The 22,706-nt window shown below is 62.0% G+C and carries 17 protein-coding genes; 7 read left to right on the forward strand and 10 right to left on the reverse strand.

What is annotated here, in order from left to right; all coding sequences use genetic code 11:
• Nucleotides 1–107 precede the first annotated feature (107 nt).
• Nucleotides 108–1,733, forward strand: a complete 1,626-nt coding sequence (locus NIBR502773_RS28545; protein ID WP_141157544.1) for a methyl-accepting chemotaxis protein — start codon at nucleotides 108–110, stop codon at nucleotides 1,731–1,733.
• Between the two features lie 136 nt (nucleotides 1,734–1,869).
• On the opposite strand, the gene NIBR502773_RS28550 is transcribed toward NIBR502773_RS28545, so the two are convergent.
• Genes NIBR502773_RS28550 through NIBR502773_RS28570 form a run of 5 tightly spaced genes read right to left on the reverse strand, consistent with a single transcriptional unit; the run spans nucleotide 1,870 to nucleotide 6,984 of the window.
• Nucleotides 1,870–2,847 carry an NAD(P)-dependent oxidoreductase gene (locus NIBR502773_RS28550; protein WP_141157545.1) on the reverse strand — a complete coding sequence of 326 codons (978 nt, stop codon included), beginning with the start codon at nucleotides 2,845–2,847 and terminating at the stop codon, nucleotides 1,870–1,872.
• Nucleotides 2,844–4,142, reverse strand: a complete 1,299-nt coding sequence (locus tag NIBR502773_RS28555) for an MFS transporter (protein WP_141157546.1) — start codon at nucleotides 4,140–4,142, stop codon at nucleotides 2,844–2,846. Before NIBR502773_RS28555 ends, NIBR502773_RS28550 begins: the two co-directional genes overlap by 4 nt.
• A 45-nt stretch (nucleotides 4,143–4,187) precedes the next feature.
• On the reverse strand, nucleotides 4,188–5,129 hold the full coding sequence (locus tag NIBR502773_RS28560) for a sugar kinase (protein WP_141157547.1): 942 nt from the start codon (nucleotides 5,127–5,129) through the stop codon (nucleotides 4,188–4,190).
• A complete protein-coding gene (locus tag NIBR502773_RS28565) occupies nucleotides 5,122–5,904 on the reverse strand; it encodes a sugar phosphate isomerase/epimerase (RefSeq protein WP_065941251.1) in 783 nt (260 codons plus the stop codon). Before NIBR502773_RS28565 ends, NIBR502773_RS28560 begins: the two co-directional genes overlap by 8 nt.
• A gap of 60 nt (nucleotides 5,905–5,964) precedes the next feature.
• Entirely contained in the window at nucleotides 5,965–6,984 is a 1,020-nt protein-coding gene (locus NIBR502773_RS28570) for a LacI family DNA-binding transcriptional regulator (RefSeq protein ID WP_141157548.1), read from the reverse strand.
• Nucleotides 6,985–7,219: 235 nt separating this feature from the next.
• On the opposite strand from NIBR502773_RS28570, the gene NIBR502773_RS28575 reads away from it, so the two are divergent.
• The 4 genes from NIBR502773_RS28575 (at nucleotide 7,220) to NIBR502773_RS28590 (ending at nucleotide 13,899) form a co-directional block, all read left to right on the forward strand.
• Complete coding sequence (locus NIBR502773_RS28575; protein WP_141157549.1) at nucleotides 7,220–9,199, forward strand: hypothetical protein; 1,980 nt, start codon at nucleotides 7,220–7,222, stop codon at nucleotides 9,197–9,199.
• A gap of 209 nt (nucleotides 9,200–9,408) precedes the next feature.
• Nucleotides 9,409–10,503: a hypothetical protein gene (locus NIBR502773_RS28580; protein ID WP_141157550.1), complete on the forward strand. Its 1,095-nt coding sequence runs from the start codon at nucleotides 9,409–9,411 to the stop codon at nucleotides 10,501–10,503.
• 5 nt (nucleotides 10,504–10,508) lie between these two features.
• Nucleotides 10,509–11,411, forward strand: coding sequence for a hypothetical protein (locus NIBR502773_RS28585; protein WP_168209021.1), 903 nt, complete (start codon nucleotides 10,509–10,511; stop codon nucleotides 11,409–11,411).
• Nucleotides 11,412–11,625: 214 nt separating this feature from the next.
• Entirely contained in the window at nucleotides 11,626–13,899 is a 2,274-nt protein-coding gene (locus NIBR502773_RS28590) for an autotransporter outer membrane beta-barrel domain-containing protein (RefSeq protein WP_141157552.1), read from the forward strand.
• 53 nt (nucleotides 13,900–13,952) lie between these two features.
• Here the strand turns inward: NIBR502773_RS28590 and NIBR502773_RS28595 are convergent, their stop codons facing one another.
• The 5 genes from NIBR502773_RS28595 to NIBR502773_RS28615 all read right to left on the reverse strand — a co-directional run bounded on the left by NIBR502773_RS28595 (nucleotide 13,953) and on the right by NIBR502773_RS28615 (nucleotide 20,510).
• Nucleotides 13,953–14,552 carry a LysE family translocator gene (locus NIBR502773_RS28595; protein ID WP_141157553.1) on the reverse strand — a complete coding sequence of 200 codons (600 nt, stop codon included), beginning with the start codon at nucleotides 14,550–14,552 and terminating at the stop codon, nucleotides 13,953–13,955.
• Between the two features lie 39 nt (nucleotides 14,553–14,591).
• On the reverse strand, nucleotides 14,592–15,446 hold the full coding sequence (locus tag NIBR502773_RS28600) for an AraC family transcriptional regulator (protein WP_141157554.1): 855 nt from the start codon (nucleotides 15,444–15,446) through the stop codon (nucleotides 14,592–14,594).
• Nucleotides 15,447–15,517: 71 nt separating this feature from the next.
• Nucleotides 15,518–16,159: a DUF1345 domain-containing protein gene (locus tag NIBR502773_RS28605; RefSeq protein WP_092488619.1), complete on the reverse strand. Its 642-nt coding sequence runs from the start codon at nucleotides 16,157–16,159 to the stop codon at nucleotides 15,518–15,520.
• Between the two features lie 91 nt (nucleotides 16,160–16,250).
• Complete coding sequence (locus tag NIBR502773_RS28610; RefSeq protein ID WP_141157555.1) at nucleotides 16,251–19,340, reverse strand: efflux RND transporter permease subunit; 3,090 nt, start codon at nucleotides 19,338–19,340, stop codon at nucleotides 16,251–16,253.
• A gap of 12 nt (nucleotides 19,341–19,352) precedes the next feature.
• Nucleotides 19,353–20,510: an efflux RND transporter periplasmic adaptor subunit gene (locus NIBR502773_RS28615; RefSeq protein ID WP_141157556.1), complete on the reverse strand. Its 1,158-nt coding sequence runs from the start codon at nucleotides 20,508–20,510 to the stop codon at nucleotides 19,353–19,355.
• A 171-nt stretch (nucleotides 20,511–20,681) separates the two neighbouring features.
• On the opposite strand from NIBR502773_RS28615, the gene NIBR502773_RS28620 reads away from it, so the two are divergent.
• Together NIBR502773_RS28620 and NIBR502773_RS28625 are read left to right on the forward strand one after the other, a co-directional pair.
• Nucleotides 20,682–21,383, forward strand: a complete 702-nt coding sequence (locus NIBR502773_RS28620; protein WP_065906561.1) for a response regulator transcription factor — start codon at nucleotides 20,682–20,684, stop codon at nucleotides 21,381–21,383.
• A gap of 3 nt (nucleotides 21,384–21,386) precedes the next feature.
• The gene (locus tag NIBR502773_RS28625; RefSeq protein WP_141157557.1) at nucleotides 21,387–22,691 is read left to right on the forward strand and encodes an ATP-binding protein; all 1,305 of its coding nucleotides are present in this window, start codon (nucleotides 21,387–21,389) and stop codon (nucleotides 22,689–22,691) included.
• Nucleotides 22,692–22,706 lie beyond the last annotated feature (15 nt).

Raw genomic sequence — 22,706 nt, forward strand, 5'->3', positions numbered from 1 at the left:
CATCTATCAAAAACAACAGTGATGGCCGGTGTCAGGCAGTGCGTTGACGCTGGCTGATCGTTTCGTGGCATGGACGCGCGCCGCCACTCTATTTCGAGATCGCCCTTATGTCGCTCCGTCACCTGAATATCGCCCCTCGCGCTTCCCTCGGTTTCGCCTTCATCGCCCTGTTAGTGGTGGTGTTGGGCGGGTTTGCGGCCAACCGCATGACGTTGATCCGCCAGGCTTCGGTGGACATGAGCAGCAACCAGCTGCCCAGCGTGACGTACCTGGGCCAGATGACGGAGAACGTCCTGCGCATGCGTATCCTGTCATTTCGGGTGCTGGTCAACCGCGAGCCGGCCGGCCTGCAGGAAGCCGAAACCCGCATCGGCGTGCTGGTCGACAAGGTCAAGACGGCCCAGGCCGGCTACGCGGCATTACCCGCCGGTACTGAGGAAGCGGCGTTGTACAAGACGTTTGTCAGCACCCTGGATAACTACTTCAAGGCCCAGGCGGACATGCTGGCGCTGTCCAAGCAAGGCGACGTCGAGCAGATGCGCACCCTGATCAATACCCGGATCAAGGAAGGCACCGATCAGATGGGCGAGCAGCTGAACAAGCTGATTGCGATCAATGCCGCCAACGCCAAGCAAGCCAGCGACGCGGCAGGGCACAGTTACACCAGCGCCATCACCGGGATTATCGTGGTCTCGGTCAGCGCTGCCCTGCTCACGGTGCTGCTGGCCTGGCTGCTGACCCGCAGCATTGTCACGCCGTTGCGCAAAGCCGTTCAGGTGGCTGAAACCATCGCCGGTGGCAACCTGACCAGCGTCGTTGAAGATAATGGCAACGATGAACCCGCGCGCCTGATCAACGCCTTGTCGACCATGCAAACCAACCTGCGCCAGACCATCCAGCACATTGCCGGTTCGGCCACGCAATTGGCCTCGGCGGCGACAGAGTTGAGCGCCGTGACCGAGGAAGCGTCCCGGGGCCTGCAGCAACAGAACAATGAAATCGACCAGGCCGCCACGGCGGTCAACGAAATGACCGCGGCGGTGGAAGAAGTGGCGCGCAATGCGGTGTCCACCTCCGAGGCCTCCAACCAGTCCAACCAGGCCGCGCGGTCCGGTCGCGACCGGGTGATGGAAACCGTCGGCGCGATCCAGACCATGACCCAGGACGTCCAAAACACTGCCGCGATGATCGAAGGCCTGGCCACCCAGGGCCGTGACATCGGCAAGGTGCTGGACGTGATCCGCGCGATTGCCGAACAGACCAACCTGCTGGCGCTCAACGCCGCCATCGAAGCGGCCCGCGCCGGTGAAGCCGGCCGCGGCTTTGCGGTGGTAGCCGATGAGGTGCGGGCCCTGGCCCATCGCACGGCGCAGTCGACCCAGGAAATCGAGAAGATGGTCGCCGGCATCCAGAACGGTACCGGTGAAGCGGTGCAGTCGATGCAACAGAGCAACCAGCGCACCCAGGACACCCTGGAAATGGCCCGCGCCGCCGGCGTGGCCCTGGAGCAGATCACCCAGTCCATCAGCCTGATCAACGAACGCAATCTGGTGATCGCCAGCGCGTCGGAAGAACAGGCCCAGGTCTCCCGCGAAGTGGACCGCAACCTGGTCAACATCCGCGACCTGGCGACCCAGTCGGCGGCGGGGGCCAACCAGACCAGCGCGGCCAGCCACGAGCTGTCGCGTCTGGCGGTGGATTTGAATGGGATGGTGGCGAGGTTCGTTATCTGACCCACTTTTTGCAATGCAATCAAATGTGGGAGGGGGCTTGCCCCCGATGGCAGAGTGACAGTCAACTTATCTATAACTGACCCACCGCTATCGGGGGCAAGCCCCCTCCCACATGTGTTCTGTGTGGTGTCAGAAGCTATTGCTTCCAGGCCCCTGGGTTCACCAGATTCTTGGGTTTTTCACCCGCCAACGCCTGCAACAGATTGTCCACCGCACACTTGGCCATCGCCTCCCGCGTCTCATGGGTCGCCGAGCCGATATGCGGCGTCGCCACCACGTTGTTCAGACGCAGCAACGGTGAGCCGTGATCAAGCGGTTCCTTTTCGAACACGTCCAACCCCGCCGCCCGAATCGTACGTTGCTGCAAGGCCTCGACCAACGCCGCCTCGTCCACCACCTTGCCCCGCGAGATATTGATAAAGATCGTCTCCGGGCCCATCAGCGCAAACTGCTCGGCGCCGATCAGCTTCTCGGTTTCAGCCGTGAGCGGCAGGGTCAGGCAGACAAAATCGGCCTGTTGCAGCAAATCGTTAAGGCTGCGGTACTGCGCGCCAAAGCGCTGTTCCACCGCCGGCTTGGGCGAATGGCTGTGGTAGATCACCGGCATGCCAAAACCGAAATGCCCGCGCTGGGCCAAGGCTTCGCCAATGCGGCCCATGCCGATGATGCCCAGGGTCTTGCCATGCACGTCGCTGCCGAAGTGTGACGGGCCGATATTCTTGTTCCACTGGCCGGCGCGCACCATGTCGGCCAGCTCCACCACACGCCGGGCGGTGGCCAGGATCAGCGCGAAGCCGGTGTCGGCGGTGGTTTCGGTGAGCACGTCCGGGGTGTTGCTGAGCAGGATGCCGCGCCGGGTCAGGTAGTCGATAGCGTAGTTGTCGACCCCCACGGACACGCTGGCCACGGCCTCCAGTCGCGGTGCGAGGTCGAGCAACCCGGCATCCAGGCGCAGGCTGGCACCCAGCAGGCCGTGGGCGGTAGGCAGTGCATCGCGCAGCTTGGCCAGGCCGGTCTCGTCCAGTGCGTCGATCAGGGTGACGTCGCACTGTTCATGCAGGCGCGCCATCAACGGTGCGGAGAGCTTCTTGTACAGAACCACAGACTTTTTCATGGGGTTTTCACCTTCAATTCGAGGGTCGAGATGGGCGCGCGTTCACGGTCACTGGCGCCGGGCTTGAGGAAAATCGTCAGCACCACCGACAGCATCAGCGCGCCGCTCATCAGCAGGTACGAGGCGCCGGGCGAGCCGGTGCTGCTATTGAGGTAACCCACCAGGTAGGAACCGCCGAACGAGCCGAGGGCGCCCATGCTGTTGATCAGCGCCATGGCGCCACCGGCGACGTTGGCGGGGAGGATTTCCGGGACAATGGCAAAAAACGGCCCGTACGGCGCATACATGCAGGCTCCGGCAATGACCAGCAGGGTGTAGGACCACCAGAAATGTTCGGCGCCCAGGGCGTAGGAGGCGTAGAACGCGATGGAGGCAACCAGCAGCGGCGGCCACACGAAGCGCTTGCGCTTTTGCAGTTTGTCCGAGCCCCACGACACCGCCAGCATGGCGATCACGGCGGCGAGATAGGGCAGGGCCGAGAGCCAGCCGGCTTCGACCATGTCCATCTGCAGGCCTTTCTTGAGGATCGACGGCAGCCACAAGACGAAGCCGTACACGCCGATGCTCCAGCAGAAAAACTGCAGCGCCAGGATGATCACCTTGGGCGAGCGGAACGCTTCGGCGTAATTTTTCACCGCCTTGATGCCGACCTGTTCGGCGGCCAGCGCGCTTTCCAGGTCTTTTTTGTGCTGCTCGCTCAGCCACTTGGCGTCTGCGGGTTTTTCATCCGCCAGCTTCCACCAGATAAATGCCCACAGCACCGCCGGCAGGCCTTCGATGATAAACATCCAGCGCCAGCTGAAATGCTGCACCAGGTAGCCGGACACCACCGACATCCACAGCATGGTCACCGGGTTGCCGAGGATCAGGAAGGTATTGGCCCGCGAGCGCTCGGCACGGGTGAACCAGTGGCACAGGTACACCAGCATGGCCGGCATCACAGCGGCCTCGACCACGCCGAGCATGAAGCGAATGACGATCAGCATGTAGGCGTTGGACACCACGCCGGTCAGGGTGGCCAACCCGCCCCAGAGGATCAGGCTGACGAAAATCAGCTTCTTGACGCTGCGCTTTTGCGCGTAGATCGCACCCGGCACCTGGAAGAAGAAGTAGCCAAGGAAAAACAGTGCACCCAGCAATGACGACATGCCGGGGGTGATCATCAGATCCTCGGCCATCCCGGAGGCGGCGGCAAAGCCGTAGTTGGCGCGGTCCAGATACGCCAGGCTGTAGGTGATAAAGACGATGGGCATGATGTACCACCAACGGCGGGTGGCAAGTTTCACGGTTTCCATAAGGTTGCTCCTGAGCTTGTTGTAGTTGTGGCAACAGGGTGTGGGTCAAGCGACGGATCGGGTGGGTAATTCAGAGCGGGTGGGCAAGCCTTCCATATCGCCGCGGCTTTGCACGGCGCGGCTGCCGATCCAGTTGCCGCGTTGTACCGCCTCGGGGAAGCTGAGGTTTTCCAGCAGGGCGCTGATCATGCCCACGGCAAAGCCATCGCCGGCGCCGACGGTGTCCACCACCTTGTCCACGCGCACGGCGGCGACAAAGCCCTGGTCCAGCTGGGTGCGGAAGTAGGCGCCGTCCGGGCCGAGCTTGATCGCCACGGCTTCGGAGCCCTGGTCGAGGTAGAAGGCGGCAATATCCGCCGGGTCGTCGAAACCGGTGAGCAAACGGCCTTCGCCCAGGCCCGGCAGGACCCAGTCGGCGAGGCCGGCGAGGGCGTTGATTTCGCGGATCATCTGCTCCTGGCTGGCCCATAGCGAGGGACGCAGGTTCGGGTCGAACGACACGCTGCGCCCGGCGTTGCGCATCTGGGTCATCAACTCGCGGGACAGCTCGCGGGTGGCCTCGGACAAGGCTGGCGGAATGCCGGTGGCATGCAGATGGCGGGCCTGCAACAGCGCCGGGCTGATGGCCGCAGTGGACAAATGGCTGGCGGCCGAACCCTTGCGGAAGTACTCCACCTGCGGGTCATCGCCGGCTTCTTCGCGGGACTTGAGTTGAAAGCCGGTGGGGTGCAACGGGTCGACCGCCACATGCCGGCAATCCAGGCCTTCTTTTTTCAGCGTGTCGACCACAAAACGCCCGAGGGAATCATTGCCTACCCGGCTCAGCCAGGCGACGTTGAAGCCCAGGCGCGACAGGCCGATGGCGACATTGCTGTCGGCGCCGGCAATGCGTTTGTGAAACTGTGCCACCTGGGCCAGGTCGCCGGTCTGCTCGGCGACAAACATCGCCATGGTTTCGCCGAACGAGAGGATATCGATCTCAGACATGGGCATTCTCCCCACGGGGTTGGCCAAGGAGGGCGAGGGCAGCCACCTGTTGCGCGGTGACGTCGACCAGGTCATCGCCCTGCAACGGGAATTCCACCGCCCGTGTAATGCCTTGAGTCATGTGCGTGAGCAGTTGTTCCCACAGATGCAGGTCGGTGGCGCCGGGCGGCAGCGCCACCAGCTTGCCGTCCGCGCGACGGGCCACGGCCTTGCAGTGCAGGTAGTCGACGTGCCGGCCGAGCAGGCGGGCGGCGGTCAGGGCGGATTGGTCCTGCCATTGCCAGTTGCCGATATCGAAGGTCATCTTTACCGGCAGCCCCAGGCGTTCAACCTCGGTGAAGAAGCGCTGCATCGGCTCGATGCGCCCGCCATGCAGGGTCTGGTCGTTTTCCACCAAGAGCTTGACCGGATGGCGGGCGAGCAGGGCGTGCAGGCTCTCCAGGTCGTTGGTGTCGGTGAAATAACCGAGGGAGACTTTCAGCCAGCGCGCACCAAAGGCCTGGGCACGGTCCAGGGTTGCGTTGAGGTCGGCATTCGGCTGGGCGCGGCCGGCCACCCACAATTCCAGGGGCGATGAGAACACACACTCCAGGCCTTGCTCGGCGGCAGCCTGGGCCAGTTGTGCAGGTTGCTCGCTGGTCAGCAGTTCTTCGCGCCACTCGATGCGCCGGGCACCGGCGGCGGCCAGCAATTCGACAAAACTCAATTGGCCTTGCTGGCGGACCAGGTCGGCGCCGTAGCTGGAAAGGCTGATGGAAACGGGGTATTTGTGCATTGTTGTTTACCTCTGAAACCGGTTTCATTTTTTCACGTTGTGAAGGTTGAATCGACTCTGCTACGTGTAAGGACGCTGGGTCGAACCTCGAATGATCAACTGGGGCAAAAAGTCCAGGGTGCGGGTCGGTTCGGTGTCACCGCGCAAGCGCTTGAGCAGGCAGTCGAACGCACTGGCGCCAATCGCTTCGGTGGGTTGGGCGAGGGCGGTGATGCCGTTGCCCACCAGCGGGTACCAGTCCAGGTCATCCAGGGCGATCAGCCCCACGTCGTCGAACAGCTTGCAGTCCAGCGCCTTGAGCGCACGGGTGCAGGCCAGTGTGGCGACGCCGTTGGCACAGAACACCGCCTTGGGGCCGGGTTTGGCGAGAAAGGTTTGCAGGCGTTGTTCCAGCCCGTCATCGAGCGCCAGCACCGCGCCGGTCAGCGCCGGGTGCCGGGCAATTTCGTGCTTGAAGCTGTCCAGGCGTTCCTGCCGTGAACTGGTGCCATCGCAGGCTTCGCTCACCAGCAACACCTCACGGTAACCCTGCTGTTCCAGGTGTTCCACCGCCATGCGCACCGCCGTCGGGTTATCCAGCCCCACCAGGTCGCTGTGCAGCGGCTCGACCTTGCGGTCCACCAGCACCAGGGGCATTTCCCGTTGCAGTTCCAGCAATTGGTCGAGGTGATGGCCGAGGGTGTTCACGATCAGCCCTTCGATGTTGTACGAGCGCAGCGCCGCCAAATGCTGGAGTTCCTGCTCGTCATCGCGGTCGGTGTTGCACACCACCAGGCTGTAGCCGTGTCGGCGGCAGGCGGTTTCGACGCCGTGCATCACGGCAATGGAGTAGGGGTTGCGGATATCGGCCACCAGCATGCCGATCAGGCGCGTGCGGCCACGTTTCAGCCCGCGGGCCATCTGGTTGGGGCGGTAGCCGAGCTGTTCGATGGCCTGTTCGATGCGCAGGGCGATGGCGTCGGAGAGCAGGGCGCGGTCGTCGCCGATAAAGCGCGACACACTGGCCTTGGAGACGCCGGCGTGTTGGGCGACGTCGAGCATGGTGACGCGGCTGCGCTGGGCGGCGGAAAATGGAGTCACGACGGTTGGACCTTTTTATTGGAGTCAAGGGATCCAGCGACCGTGAGACAGGTCCTGAAACCGGTTTCAGCAGACACCATCCAAGGCTGTCCCGTCAAGAGCACGTGGCAATTGTCTTGCCCTTCGTCGTGATCGAATCCGACGAGTGGCAAGGGGTACCTGTTACTTTTGACAGTATCCGCTGCGGGTGTTTGAGCGCTTAATTCTCTCCAGGATTCTTGGGAGGGAAGAGAAAATGCCCAGATCACTCAAAGCCGCCGCCCAACCCGGTGTACTGTCTACCCCGGGGGGGCAGGCCAGGGTATTACCGCCTTTCGACGAGGTGGTGGGGGTCGATCCCGCCGACCCGGAAGGGCTGATTCCTCTGCCGGTTTCATTGCAACCCCTGGAGTGCCGTATTCCCCAGTGGGTGCCAGGTCCTTCAGTCGGTAGGACCCATACCCTCACGCTATGGTGGCGTGTGCGCGGTGTGGAAGTCGAAGCTGACTCGCAGCCGTTCACCGGGCCGCTGGATCCGGCGCTTTTCCCGTACTCGTTGTATGTCCCTGTCGATTTCATGCGGGAAATCGATGCGGTGGTGGAAGCTTTTTACACGGTGACAGATGAGGGCGGTACCGCGACGCCATCGTTCCCGTTGACGTTGACGGTGGATAACAACCCGCCGAGGTTTCAGGATCCGGACGACAAGGCACGTTTTGTTGACCCTGCCATAGAGGCATCCGGAATCACTGAAGCTGTGCTGGCCGCCAACCCATTCATCGAAGTCGAGGTGCCGCCCTACATCGGCCGTGCAGGTCGTGACAGCATCGGGTATTACCTGAGCAACACCACCCCACCGTTTCCGCCTATCCAGAACGGCAGGCCGGAATTCCCCCTGATCACCGACCCACTGATTCTCAGGGTTCCCGCCGAACACTTTCGCGGCCTCAGTAACGGAATCGGCTATTTGCACTACCGCTTATATGATCGCGCCGGAAACTTTACGTTGACGTTCAGTGCGCCGTTGGATTTTACGGTCAACCTCATTGCTGATCCGAGCAACTTGCCTGCGCCTGATATTCGTCCGCCGGCCTATCTTGATTTTCTGATCAAGCGTGATGATGCGCGTGCGATTGTCGCAGCGCGGATTCCCCGTGAATACGATGATTTTGCAGCGGGCGACAGTGTCGTGATGGTCTGGGACGGTCGCCCTGTTCTGCCGGCAATACCCATCACCGGGTTCCCATTTGCGGTCGAGATACCCTGGACTATCCTGCGCGGCCCCGACCCTCTGGCACGCACCGAGGTGCAAGTCCGGTATGAGATTCATCGTGCGGGGCGCCCGCCAATGCCATCGCCGTCGAGTTTTTTCTGGGTCGACCTAACTATTGCCGGACAGGACCACCCTAACGCGCCGGCGCTGCTCAATACCACGCTGGCACTGGTGGATGTGTTCGGCAAAGGCTCCGGATTACACAATGAACTCGATTTTCGTGATGCGACTGCGGGCGCTGAGGTGTGGGTTCGTCTCTATCAGACCCCGGTGGCTGGAGAGCGGCTGGAGCTGTATTGGAACGGTACGGGGCCAGTGGCTCACTATGATGTGCAGCCAGGGGATGTGTTCGATCAGCCGGTGCAGTTCACGGATGTGCCCGGCAGGGTGATTGTCGAAGGTAGTAACTTCCCGGACTTGCCGGTGTATTACACCACCAGTAACGGAGTGAACGAACAACAGTCAGACGCTACACCCATCAATGTTCATGCCGCACCGTTAATTAAGTTCGATGCGCCATTGATACAACATACCCTGCATGGCGGTGGTAACTATCTTACTTGTGAGTCTCGACCTGCTATTTGTCACGGCGTGTATTGGTTTATACGCGATGACAGCCGATTTCAACCGGGGGATGAAATCCGGTTTTTTTGGCAGGGCTATTCAAGTAATAACTGGGAAAACCCCATTCCCGACACTGACTTCAGCGTGACTGTCAATTATGTCGCGAACGGTCAAGCGGTCAGGGTGTGGCCGTGGGAGACGAAGATTGAACCGATGCGTATCTATGCATCGGCAACCGCCGAGTTCTTTGTGATTCGACGCGGGGCGCTGATCGGCCAGTCTGCCCCGGGGCTCGTACGCATTGATCGCGGGATCTCCGGCAGTGGAAGGATTTGCCAGCCGGGCGACGTCGGCTTTTGTGATTCACTGGACGACGAGTATCCGGACAGTCATGGATGATTGCCGGGAAGGTGAAATCAACGGTGTTATTTGAGTGAACCTGTATCCATTACCCAGTCGTCGGCACTCTTCGGTTGTGGCATTACTTGAACTTTTTTTAGTAAGTGAGGGGTGGAGTAAAGAATAAAAAGTTGCACGTGTTGTGTGGCTCTATGAGCGTCGTCGGACGCTCCGCAGAGTAATCTTTTATACAAAAGAGAGTAGCTCGCATGAAAAAAATAGTTCCCAAGTCGAAAGAAACAGGTGTGGGGCCGGCTGCGGTTCCCATTGTGCTTCCTGCACCGATGATTGACGGGCTTGTTGACCCGGACGAGTACCCGGGTCTGGTGTTCAGAGAGGTCGCCGATAGAGAATTTCTCAGAGTAAATATTCGAGTGTGGTCTCCCGCTTCGACCAACCCCGCCAGGCCCGATACCCTGGATGTTCATATGGACGATATCGGTGATTTCCAGAGTGGGCGCATCAGCAGTGAACCGATATTTTTCACGGCGCCCATTCCGCTGACTTATACAGTCAATATTCCGCGGCGATTCCTCACTGAGGGCGTCCATACTCTCAGCTACAGGGTAATCCAGGCCTCCATGAATGACTCAGGCTCCTTTGAAGCGCCACTGCGCATTGATCGAACCGCTCCCTACGACAGCATTTCCGACGGGCCTCGCCGTTTGACCCTGCCGCCTGGCTGGACAGGCAGCGTCACACAGGCGCTTCTGGATGCAAACCCCACGGGCGTGCCCTTCGGCATTCCGGCGTATGCCGCAGAAGGGGCTGATCCAGGTGACAGATGGCGCCTGTACTACGGCGACTCAATGGAGGTGATCGCTGAGGGGCCGGTATTCCCTGACAGGGTGGTGCGCTTCACCCAGGCTCTGGCCGATGCGGCGGATGGCCCGCGTAAGTTGGTGTACCGCTTGCTCGATGTCGCCGACAATATCAGCGATCCTTCGTTCGAGCTGCCTATCACTGTGGCGTTGCGGCCTGCGCCAGTACTCGAGCCGGCAGGTGTGAGGGATGCCGTCTCCTTGACGGGCGTGGGTGACCGCCTGATTGATCGTCGCGATACCGCAACCTCTGCCGGTATGTTTGTGATTATTCCGAGTTACGACGCTGACCGTACGCTGGACCAGCTTCTGGTGCGTCTCACCACCACCCATGGCACTCGGGACGTGGGGCCCTACGCGCTGGGTGGATCCCCACTGCCTTACAACTTCCACGTGGACTTTCCGACGCTGGTCGCCTTGTACGGTACGAGTACCGGTAGCATCAACTTGAGAGTGGAATATGCGGTGGTGCGAGGGGGGTGACTTATATGGTACCCACGCCTACCAATATCGAGCTCGAACTGGAGGTGGGCGGCCCGATCAACCCTTGGGAGCCGGAGTTGATCAACCCCAACCTGCCACTGCCGATCCTGACGGGGCGCGGTTCCGGACTGACCAACGAATTGGATGAGCGCGACTCACAGATGGATGCCGACGTCGTGGTTCGCCTGTGGAGTGCTGCTCCGCTGCCTTCGGCACAAGCGTTCGATATCGTGCTGTACTACCAGAACGAACAGGTCGATCGCAGGCCGGTGGACCCGTCGACGGCCATGCCAGGTGATGAGATCCATATGGTCGTACCGTGGCCATACATCCTTAAACATTCCAATAACCTAATCCCATTGCGCTATGAAATCGCGATCGCGACTACCCACAACCGGGTTTCATCACCGCACCGGGACATCAACGTCAATGCCAACGTGATTGCGTTCCCTGCACCCAGGGTCACAGGGGCTTTGCCCGAGATCCCAGATGTTGCGCCGGCAGAAATCGTGTGCAATACGTTGCAAGGGCCGGACCGTGAGGTGCATGTATTTGTGCCCCCTCATGAACTGTTGGCGGTCGGGATGATTGTCACAGTGAATTGGACGGGCTGCAGTGACAATGATGGCGCGGTTCCCATTCCGGGTGCGACCGGGCAGTTTCCGTCCCTTCCGCTGAACTTCGAGCAGACTCGAGTGGGCTTCACGGTCCCCGTCAGGCCCTATGCGACCTACGTGAAACCCATCAATGCGGCGGCGTTGGATATGGGGTCGGTCCATATCACCTACAGCGTACCCGTCATCGGTGTCCCGTCCCCCGTCGTTTCCGCCGAAGCCATCCTGTTGATGAGGGGCGTTCGGCCAGGTCCGGTCTACTGTGATGGTTCACCTTGGCCAGGTTCCAGCTGAGCGCTGGCGTGGTGGTACTGGAAAAGAGGAGCCTGGCTCCTCTTTTTTATTGGCTACCGAAACGTCGGGCAACTCACCTGGCAATCAAAGAAAAATCCTACATACCCGTTCCCTCCTCCTCACTAATCTGCGCCCCGTCATGACCTGGGCCTATCTCGCTTGGTGCCGGTCAATTCGTTCCCTTTCGGGAAGGTTCTTCACGGGTATACATGCAATGACTATCGATGCACAGTTCAAAAAACATCCTTTGGCGCTGGCGCTCCAGGCGCCTGCTGTCGGCTTCCTGTTGCTGGGTGCCACATTCACCCATGCCACCACGACATTACATCCGGGCATGGACCGCACCATTGAGGCGGGTGCGCGTGTTGATGACTGGGTCATCAGCGAGAATGCGCACCTGACATCCAACGGTGCCGAACTGCGTCAATCCCGAGTGTCTGCCGGTACGCTGACCCTCAATGCCGGTACCAAGGCGCAGGACATTTACGCGACCCAGGGTGCGCAAATCAACCTCGATGGTGCCACGGTAGAGGCCCGCAGCTCTGCCGCCTTTGCCATCAACCTGCAAGGCAGCAGCGCCCACATCAGGGGCAGCCAGGTCATCAATAACAATGGTGTCGGCCTTGTGGCTGCACGTAACTTCCTCACGGATGAGGGGTCGACAGCCACTGTGTTCGACAGCACGATCATCGGCTCCACAGAAGGTGCGCGGGCCACTGCGTTCAGCCAACTCAACTTCTTTGACTCGGATGTCATTGCTACTGATGAAAATGGCATCGGCGTGTTATTGCTGGGCGGGGCTGCGAACGCTGTCGGCAGCTTCATTACCGGTGGCGAGAATGGTGTACGCCTGAGTTATGAAAGTGCGGACTTGAACAACAGCAGCCTGGTATTGAACGGCTCTCATGTCGAGGGCCGCAATGGCGCGGCACTGTTGGTGGAGGGCGATGCATACGGTGCGACCGACGCGGACATCCATGTCCTCAACGGTTCGACCTTGAGCGGTGGCAACGGCAATATCCTGGAAGTCACCGGCGGTTCCTCCGCCAACATGAACGTTGACCGCAGCCTCCTGGTGGGTGACATCGTGGTCGAAGACGGCAGCAGCGCGAAGGTGCAGCTCAACAATGGCTCCTGGCTGACCGGCCAGTTGAAGAACGTGGCCGAGTTGAGCGTGAACACCGCGTCCAACTGGATGCTGGTGGGCGACAGCAATGTCGACGCCTTGAAGATGGGCGGCGGCACCGTACACTTTGGTGGGCCGGATGAGTTCTACCAGTTGGACGTGAAGAGCCTGGAAGGCAATGGCACCTTTGTCATGCACACCGACTTCTCCACCCACCAGACCGACTTCCTGAACGTGGAAGGCAAGGCTGAGGGTAACCATAGCCTGTTGCTGGACGCCACCGGTTCGGAACTGGCCAGCGGCCAGCCGATCAAGGTGGTGCACACCGGAGGCGGCGATGCCCACTTCTCCCTGGTGGGCGACACCGTGGACATCGGTGCCTACGCCTATGGCCTGCAGAAGGACGGCACCGACTGGCTGCTCGACCCGACGCGTCGCGGCACCAGCACCAGCGCCCATTCGGTTCTGGCCTTGTTCAACAGTGCGCCGACCGTTCTGTACGGTGAGTCGTCCCTCCTGCGTACGCGGATGGGGGAATTGCGTTTCAGCGATGGCAAGGACAATGGCCTGTGGATGCGCAGCTACGGCAACAAATATGAGGTCGCCGCCAACAAGAACGGTGCCGGGTATGCGCAAACCCAGAAGGGCTTCACTATTGGCGCCGATGCGCCGTTGTCCAGCGGCGATGGCCAGTGGCTGGCGGGTGTGATGGCCGGCCACAGCACCTCGGACCTGAGTCTGAACCGCGGCAGTAAAGGCGAGGTCAAGAGCTACTACCTGGGCGCCTATGCCACGTGGCTGGATGATGAAAGCGGTCTGTATTTCGATGGTGTCGCCAAGCTCAACCGTTTGCACAACGACGTCAATGTGACCATGAGCGACGGCAAGAAAGCCAAGGGCAGCTACACGCAAAACGCGGTGGGCGTGTCGGCGGAGTTCGGTCGCCATATCCAGCTGGATGAGGATTTCTTCGTCGAGCCTTACGGCCAGTTGTCGGCAACCATCACCCAGGCACAGAGCTACGAGTTGTCCAACGGCCTGCAGGCCAAAGGTGATCGCTCCAGCTCCGTGGTCGGTAAGGTGGGCGTGACGGCTGGCAAGAACATTCAGCTGGAAAGCGGCAGTGTGTTGCAGCCGTACCTGCGCACCGCGCTCGCCCATGAGTTCGACCAAAGCAACAAGGTGTTCGTCAACGATCAGAGCTTCAACAATGATCTGTCGGGCTCGCGGATCGAGCTGGCGGCTGGCGTGGCGATGTCTGTATCGAAAAACGTCAAGCTGCATGCCGACGTTGAAACCAGCAAAGGCAAGAAGATCGATCAGCCGTGGGGTGTCAACTTCGGCCTGCGTTACGACTTCTAAGGCACGCACTCACTTGAACAGGGGAAGCTTCGGCTTCCCCTTTTTTTTCGCCTTCAGATCAGTGCGCCCAGCCAGGTCGACCCCAGCAAGAGCAAGGCCATGCACCGGTTGAAGCGTTGCATGGCCTGCGCCGAGCGCAAGACCCGGCTGGATCCCGCGCCCAGCACGGCCCAGGCGCCGAGACAAGGCAGCGATATCAGGAAAAATACCAGGGACAGCGTGAGGACCTGGCTCTGGCGTTCGGTGCCATTGCCGGCAAACACGCTGACCACTGCCACGGCCATCATCCAGGTTTTCGGGTTGATCAGTTGCAGGCTGGCGGCACCGGTCAAGCCCAGGCGTTTTTGCGTCGATTGCGCATCGACCGCCTGTGCCGGTGCGCTGTAAATCTGCCACGCCAGGCAGCTCAACCAGGCGACCCCAACCCACCGCATCGCCGTTTGCACGCCGGGCCATTGCACCAAGGATTGTCCAACGCCTGACCCCACCAGCAGCACGAGTCCCGCCGCCCCGGCGCAGGCGCCTAGAATGATCGGCATGGCGGCCTTGAGACCGTAGCGGGCGCTGTTGCTCAGCACCAGGATGTTAGTCGGGCCGGGTGTGATGGAGGCGACGAAGGCGAACAGCATGAATGGCAGCAAGGTGGACAGCATGGCGGGGGACTCCGGTAAACCAATTGATGGAGTCGATCTTTACAAGCCGGTGCCTTGCGTGTCTGGAAGGTTTGAGCAGCGCTTGCGGTACGCGGCGGGCGTGAGGCCGTAGGCGCGGATGAACCAGCGGCCCAGGTGGCTCTGGTCGGCGAAGCCCAGGGCAATCGCCACGTCTGCCGGTTGTTCGCCCTTGGCCAGCAAATACCGGGCGCGGGCCAGGCGCAGTTGCACCAGGTAGGCGTGGGGCGGCAGGCCGAAGGCGCTCTTGAAGGCGCGGGTCAGGCGAAAGCGGTCGACGCCGCACGTCAAGGCCAGTTCGTCCATGCCCACGTCTTGCTGCAGGTGGGCATGCAGATAGTCCCGCGCCCTATAGGCCACCCGCGGCAAGCGCGGGTCTTCACGGTAGCGGGTGCGCCATTGGAGTTGGGCGGTAAGGCACTCCAGCAATTGGTCCATGGCGCGCTGGCGCACGATGCGCAGTTCGCCGCTGTGCAGGGTCTGGAACGCACGGCTGGTGGCCAGCGCCAGGCGCGGGTCGCTGGTCAAGGTGCTGGTAAACCCCAGTTGACTGTTGAGGGGCGCCTCTTCGAACACCGCACTCACTTCCCGCGCCAGCCACTGCGGGTCGAGGTACAGCATGTGGTAGGTAAAGCCGTCAGCGGTGGGGGCGTCGCCGTCATGCAATTCACCGGGCTCCATCAGGAACACCTGGCCGGGCACGCTGTTGTGCCGGGTGCGCCGGCAGTTGAATTGCTGCACCCCTTGTTCGGTGACGCCGACCAGGTAGCTGTCATGCCAGTGCGGGTCATAGGCGTGACCCTCGAAATGCGCGCGCAGGGTCTCGATGCCGGTGTCGGCGTCCTGGGACAAGTCGATCCAATTGTGCGCGGCCATAAAACACCAGCATGCATGTGTAAGGGTATTAGCGCCCACCGGCACCAGGGCGTCTAGAAGGTTTGTGCAGCCTAGCCGAACAGCCCGGCGGCGATGTTGATCGAGAACCCCAGGATTGCCGTATTGAACAGAAAGCCGATCAGCGATTGCCCCAGCACCACCTTGCGCATGCCGCGGGTGGCGACGCCGACGTCAGAGGTTTGCACCGCCACGCCGATGGTGAAGGAGAAATACAGGAAGTCCCAGTAGTTCGGCGTCAACAGCCCCTCAGCAAACCGCAACGCCGGTTCCTTGCCATTCCAGGTGTAATACAGGCGGGCGTAATGCACGCTGAAAATCACCCCGATCAACAGCCATGAACCGATCACCGTCAGCCCGGTAAACCCGTAGTGCAACAGGCGCTCGGAAGTGGCCAGGTCTTTACTGCCCACCAGTTCGAAGGTGATGGTGGCCAGGCTCGCGATGGCGGCAATGCACACGGTGAACAGCACCAGCCCGGCGTTTTCGTCCTCGATTTCGGCGATGCGCTTTACATCGTCGGCCTTGGCACGGCTGGTCAGCCACAGCATCAGCACCAGGTAGGTCCAGACCCCGGCGTTCCAGCCGATGAGGATTTTGCTGGCGAGGGTGTCGGCCGGCGCCAGGATGCCGACGGCAAGGCCGAGCACGGCGGCGGCGGAGAGGCGAGGGTGGGTACGGGCTAGAAAAGGCATGGCAGCTCACAGATGGTTACCTGTGAGCACCTTAGCGCATTTTTGTTGTGGCAAGCGGGCTTGCCACCGTTACAGTGTTCCCCAAAAAGCCTTAGCGCTTTTTGCGCACCAGCTTCATGACCACCACAAAGAACACCGGCACAAACACCACCGCCAGGGTCGCGGTGATCATCCCGCCGATGACCCCGGTACCAATCGCCTGCTGGCTCGCCGAACTGGCACCGGTGGCAATCGCCAAGGGCACCACGCCGAGGATAAACGCCAGCGACGTCATGATGATCGGGCGCAACCGGAGCCGTGCGGCTTTCAGGGTGGCGTCGATGAGGTCTTCGCCCTGGTCATACAGGTCCTTGGCGAACTCGATGATCAGGATCGCGTTCTTCGCCGACAAGCCGATGATGGTGATCAGGCCGACCTTGAAAAACACATCGTTGGGCATGCCCCGCAAGGTCACCGCCAGCACCGCGCCGAGCACGCCCAACGGCACCACCAGCAACACCGACGTCGGGATCGACCAGCTTTCATACAGCGCCGCCAGGCACAGGAACACGATCAGCAGCGACAGGCCCAACAGTATGGGCGCCTGTGAGCCGGACAAACGTTCCTGCAACGACAACCCGGTCCACTCCTGGCCCAGGCCTGCCGGCAATTGGCTGACCAGGCGCTGGATTTCCTCCATCGCCTCGCCGGTGCTGTGGCCAGGTGCGGCCTCGCCGGAAATGGCAATAGCCGGGTAGCCGTTGTAGCGCGTCAGTTGCGCCGGGCCCTGGGTCCATTTGGCGACGACAAATGCCGACAGCGGCACCATCGCGCCCGCCTTGTTGCGCACGTGGATCTTCATCAAATCCGCCACCTGGCTGCGCTGGTCGCCTTCGGCCTGTACCACCACGCGCTGCATGCGGCCCTGGTTGGGGAAGTCGTTGACGTAGGCCGAACCGATGGCCGAAGACAGCACATTGCCCACATCCGCAAACGAGACGCCCAGCGCGTTGGCCTGCTTGCGATCGACTTCCAGCTGCACTTGCGGCGCCTCGGCCAGGGCGCTTTCACGCACGTTGGCCAGGATCGGGCTTTTTCCGGCGGCGTCGAGCAATTCGGTACGCGCCGCCATCAAGGCTGCATGGCCTACACCGCCGCGGTCCTGCAAGCGGAACTCGAAACCGCTGGAGGTGCCCAGGCCGTCCACCGGGGGCGGCAGGATCGCATAGGCAATCGCGTCCTTGAGTTCGCTGAAGGCCATGTTGGCGCGGTCGGCAATCGAGGCGGCGGAGTCATCGCTGCTGCGTTGCGACCAATCCTTGAGCGTGGTAAACGCCAACGCCGCGTTTTGCCCGGAGCCGGAGAAGCTGAAGCCCATGATCATGGTGGTATCGCCCACCCCAGGCTCGCCGGCGTTGTGCGCCTCGATCTGTTCGGCCACCTGCACCGTGCGGTTCTTGCTCGCACCCGGCGGCAGCTGGATATCGGTGATGGTATAGCCCTGGTCTTCCACCGGCAGAAACGAGGAGGGCAGGCGGCTGAACATCAGCCCCAGGCCCACCAGCAGTACCAGGTAGATCAGCAGGTAACGGCCGCTGCGCTTGAGGGCATAGGCGACCCAACCTTCGTAGCGGTCGGTGAGCTGCTCGAAGCGCTTGTTGAACCAGCCGAAGAACCCACCCTTGGCATGGTGCTCGCCCTTGGCAATCGGTTTGAGCAACGTGGCGCACAGGGCTGGGGTCAGGGTCAGGGCGAGGAAGGCCGAGAACAGGATCGAGGTGGCCATCGACAGCGAGAACTGCTGGTAGATCACCCCCACCGAGCCGGCCATGAAGGCCATCGGCAGGAACACCGCCACCAGCACCAGGGTAATGCCGACGATGGCGCCGGTGATCTGGCCCATGGCTTTCTTCGTCGCGTCCTTGGGCGACAGGCCCTCGGTGGCCATGATCCGCTCGACGTTCTCCACCACCACGATGGCGTCATCCACCAGGATGCCGATGGCCAGCACCATGCCGAACATGGTCAGCACGTTGATCGAGAAGCCCAGCAACAGCATGGTGGCGAAGGTGCCCATCAGCGCGATCGGCACCACCAGCGTCGGGATCAGGGTGTAGCGCACGTTCTGCAGGAACAGGAACATCACCGCGAACACCAGGGCCATGGCTTCGAGCAGGGTATAGACCACCTTGGTGATCGAGACCTTGACGAACGGCGAGGTGTCGTACGGGATCTTGTATTCCACGTTGGCCGGGAAATAGCGCGACAGCTCGTCCATCTTCGCCCGCACCAGGGTCGCGGTGTTCAGCGCATTGGCCCCCGGCGCCAGTTGCACGCTGACGGCGGTGGACGGCTTGCCGTTCAGGCGCGTGGAAAACTGGTATTCCTGACTGCCCACTTCTACCCGCGCCACATCGCCGATGCGCACGGTGGAGCCGTCCGGGTTGGCCTTGAGCACGATATCGGCGAATTCCGCCGGCGTGGACAGCTGGCCCTTGACCAGGATCGCGGCGGTGATTTCCTGGGTCCTGGTACCCGGCAAGTCACCGATGCTGCCGGCCGAGACCTGGGCGTTCTGTGCGCTGATCGCGGCATTCACGTCGGCCGGCGTGAGGTTGAAGCCGATCAGTTTCTGCGGGTCGATCCAGATGCGCATGGCGCGTTCGGCACCGTACAGCTGGGCCTTGCCGACCCCGTCCAGGCGCTTGAGCTCGTTCATCACGTTGCGCGCCAGGTAATCGCTGAGCGCCACATCGTCGAGCTTGCCGTCGTTGGAGGTGAGGGTCACCAGCAGCAGGAACCCGGCGGAGACTTTCTCCACCTGCAAACCTTGCTGGGTGACGGCCTGGGGCAGGCGCGGCTCCACCGCCTTGAGGCGGTTTTGCACATCGACCTGGGCCATTTCCGGGTTGGTGCCGGGCTGGAACGTGGCGGTAATCGTTGCCGAGCCGAGGCTGCTCTGGGATTCGAAATACAGCAGGTGATCGGCGCCGTTGAGCTCCTGCTCGATCAGGCTGACCACGCTTTCATCCAGGGTCTGGGCCGAGGCGCCCGGGTACACCGCGTAGATTTCCACCTTCGGCGGCGCGACGTTGGGGTACTGGGCCACCGGCAACTGCGGGATGGCCAGCAAGCCGGCCAGCAGGATAAACAGGGCGACCACCCAGGCGAAGATCGGGCGGTCAATAAAGAACTGCGGCATTGTCAAAGATCCTTATTGGCCGGAAGCCTGGGCAACGGGTGTGGGGCTGTCATCGACCTCGACTTTTTCACCGGGGCGCGCGTGCTGCAGGCCTTCGACGACGATACGGTCGCCGGGCTTGAGGCCATGGCTGACCACCCAGCGGTCAGCGATCACCGCACCCAGTTCCACCGGCTGCTGGCTGACGGTCTGCTCGGCGTCGAGCAGCAGCACCATGGGGATGCCGGCGCTGTCGCGGGTGATGGCGCGTTGCGGCACGCTGATGCCTTGTTTGTCGACAGCCTGCTCCAGGCGTACCCGCACGAAGCTGCCGGGCAACAGGTCGAGGTCCGGGTTGGGGAACTCGCTGCGCAGGATGATCTGCCCGGTGCCCGGGTCGACGCTGATCTCGGCGAACAACAACTTGCCCGGCAGCGGGTAGAGGCTGCCATCGTCCTGGATCAACGTGGCCTTGGCCTGGTCCTGGCCGACCTGCTTCAAGCTGCCGGCGCGGAAGGCGCGGCGCAGGTCGTTGAGCTCGCGGGTGGACTGGGTGAGGTCGGCGTGGATCGGGTCCAGTTGCTGGATGATCGCCAGGGGCGTGGCTTCGTTCTGGCCCACCAGTGCCCCTTCGGTCACCAGGGCGCGGCCGATGCGCCCGGAAATCGGCGCGGTCACGGTGGCGTAGCCCAGGTTCAACCTGGCGCGCTCGACGGCGGCCTTGTTGGCGGCGACTTCGGCGTTGGTCTGGCGCAGGTTGGCGCGGGCGTTGTCGTAGTCCTGGCCGCTGATGGCATTGCCTTCCACCAGTTGGCTGTAGCGCTGCTCCTGCAGGCGCGCCTGGAACGCATTGGCCTCGGCCTTGCTCAGGTTGGCCTGGGCGCTGTCCAGGTCAGCCTTGAACGGTGCCGGATCGATGCGAAACAACACGTCGCCCTGTTTGACGTCATGGCCTTCCTTGAACACCCGTTGCATCACCACCCCGGCCACCCGTGCGCGCACTTCGGCGATGCGTGGCGCGGCGATGCGTCCGCTCAATTCGCTGGTGATGGAGAGGGGCCTGGCCTCAAGGGTTTCGATGCGCACTTTGGCCAGGGGCATTTGCGGCGCCTCGTCGGCCGATTGGTCACAGGCACTCAGGGCCAGCGTCAGGGCCAACAGGCAAAATGGCGCAAACAGATTCTTCGACATGCTCTTATCCCAATATTGACTGGCGCATCCTAAGGGCACCTGCGCCGTGGTGCTGTGAAGCTGTGTAGGTCGTCTGTGAAGAAATGTAAGGTGCGGCGCGCGGGGAGCCGAGGGCGTATATCCTTGCACAATCCTGCAACACACCAACAAACCGCATTATTTGGAAACACCATGCCCAACATCCTCCTGGTGGAAGACGACGCCGCACTCTCCGAGCTGATTGCCAGCTACCTGGAACGCAACGGCTACCACGTCAGTGTGCTCAGTCGTGGCGACCACGTCCGCGAGCGCGCGCGCCTCAACCCGCCGGACCTGGTGATCCTCGACCTGATGCTGCCCGGCCTCGACGGCCTGCAAGTGTGCCGCCTGCTGCGCGCCGATTCGGCGGGCCTGCCGATCCTGATGCTCACCGCCCGCGACGACAGCCACGACCAGGTGCTGGGCCTGGAAATGGGCGCCGACGACTATGTCACCAAACCCTGCGAGCCGCGTGTGCTGCTGGCGCGGGTGCGCACCTTGCTGCGGCGCAGCAGTCTGTCCGAGCCCCAGGTGGCCAATGACCAGATCCTGATGGGCAACCTGTGCATCGACCTGTCGGAACGCACGGTGACCTGGCGCGAGCAGGCGGTGGAGTTGTCCAGCGGCGAATACAACCTGCTGGTGGTGCTGGCCCGGCATGCCGGCGAGGTGCTCAGCCGCGACCAGATCCTGCAACGCCTGCGCGGTATCGAGTTCAACGGCACCGACCGCTCGGTGGACGTGGCCATTTCCAAGCTGCGGCGCAAGTTCGACGACCACGCCGGTGAAGCGCGCAAGATCAAGACCGTATGGGGCAAAGGCTACCTGTTCAGCCGTTCCGAGTGGGAATGCTGACCGATGTTTCGTGTACTGCTACGTCTCTACCTGATCACCATCATCACCTACAGCGCGGCGATCTTCCTGATTCCCAAGTTGGTGATCCAACTGTTCGAGCACCGCTACCTGGACTACAACGTCGAGCAGTCCCGGGGCATGCAGAAGCTGATCGTCAAGCAGTACCTGCGCGCGCCGGTGGAGCGCTGGTCCCAGGTGACCGAGCAACTGGGCAGTGACTTCGCGCCCCTCAAAGTGCAATTGCTGTTGCGCCAGGACGCCAGCTACACCGCACAGGAAGCCAAACTGCTGGAGCAGGGTAAACCCGTGATTCACCTGGGGGAGTGGGGCTGGATGGAGGACATCAGCTCGCCGCTCAACGAGCAGTTCGTGGTCAAGCTGACCGTTCCCCCGGACCCGCTGGACATGAACCTGTTGTACTGGTCGATGAATGTGCTGATCGGCGCCGCGTTGCTGGCCTGCCTGCTGTTCTGGCTGCGCCCGCACTGGCGCGATCTCGAACGCCTGAAAAGCACCGCCACGCAACTGGGCAAGGGCAACCTGGCCGAGCGCACGCACATTCCGCCCAGCTCCAATATCGGCAGCCTGGCGGCGGTGTTCGACACCATGGCCGACGACATCGAACACCTGCTCAACCAACAGCGCGACCTGCTCAACGCGGTCTCCCATGAACTGCGCACACCGCTCACACGCCTGGATTTCGGCCTGGCCCTGGCGCTGTCGGAAGACTTGCCGGAGGCCAGTCGCGAGCGCTTGCATGGCCTGGTTGCGCATATTCGCGAGCTGGATGAATTGGTGCTGGAGTTGTTGTCCTACAGCCGCCTGCAAAACCCGGCGCAATTGCCGGAGCGTGTGGAGGTGGTGCTCGATGAGTTTATCGACAGCGTGCTGGGCAGTGTCGATGACGAACTGGAAAACCCCGAGATTGTCATCGATGTGGCGCTCGACTGCGCTGTGGAACGCTTCAGCCTCGACCCGCGCCTCACCGCCCGTGCCCTGCAGAACCTGCTGCGCAATGCCACGCGTTACTGCGACAAACGCATTCAGGTGGGCGTCAAGGTCTGCGCCAAAGGCTGTGAAATCTGGGTAGATGACGATGGCATCGGCATTCCGCTGGACCAGCGCGAGCGTATCTTCGAGCCTTTTTACCGCCTCGACCGCAGCCGCGACCGCGCCACCGGTGGCTTTGGCCTGGGCCTGGCCATCAGCCGGCGAGCCCTCGAGGCCCAAGGTGGCGCCCTGACCGCACTGGCCTCGCCGTTGGGCGGCGCACGGTTCCGGGTGTGGTTGCCCACGGCTGCCGATTAGAAAATCTCCCGGGGA

The organism is Pseudomonas sp. NIBRBAC000502773 (assembly GCF_006517195.1).
Classification (GTDB): Bacteria; Pseudomonadota; Gammaproteobacteria; order Pseudomonadales; family Pseudomonadaceae; genus Aquipseudomonas; species Aquipseudomonas marginalis.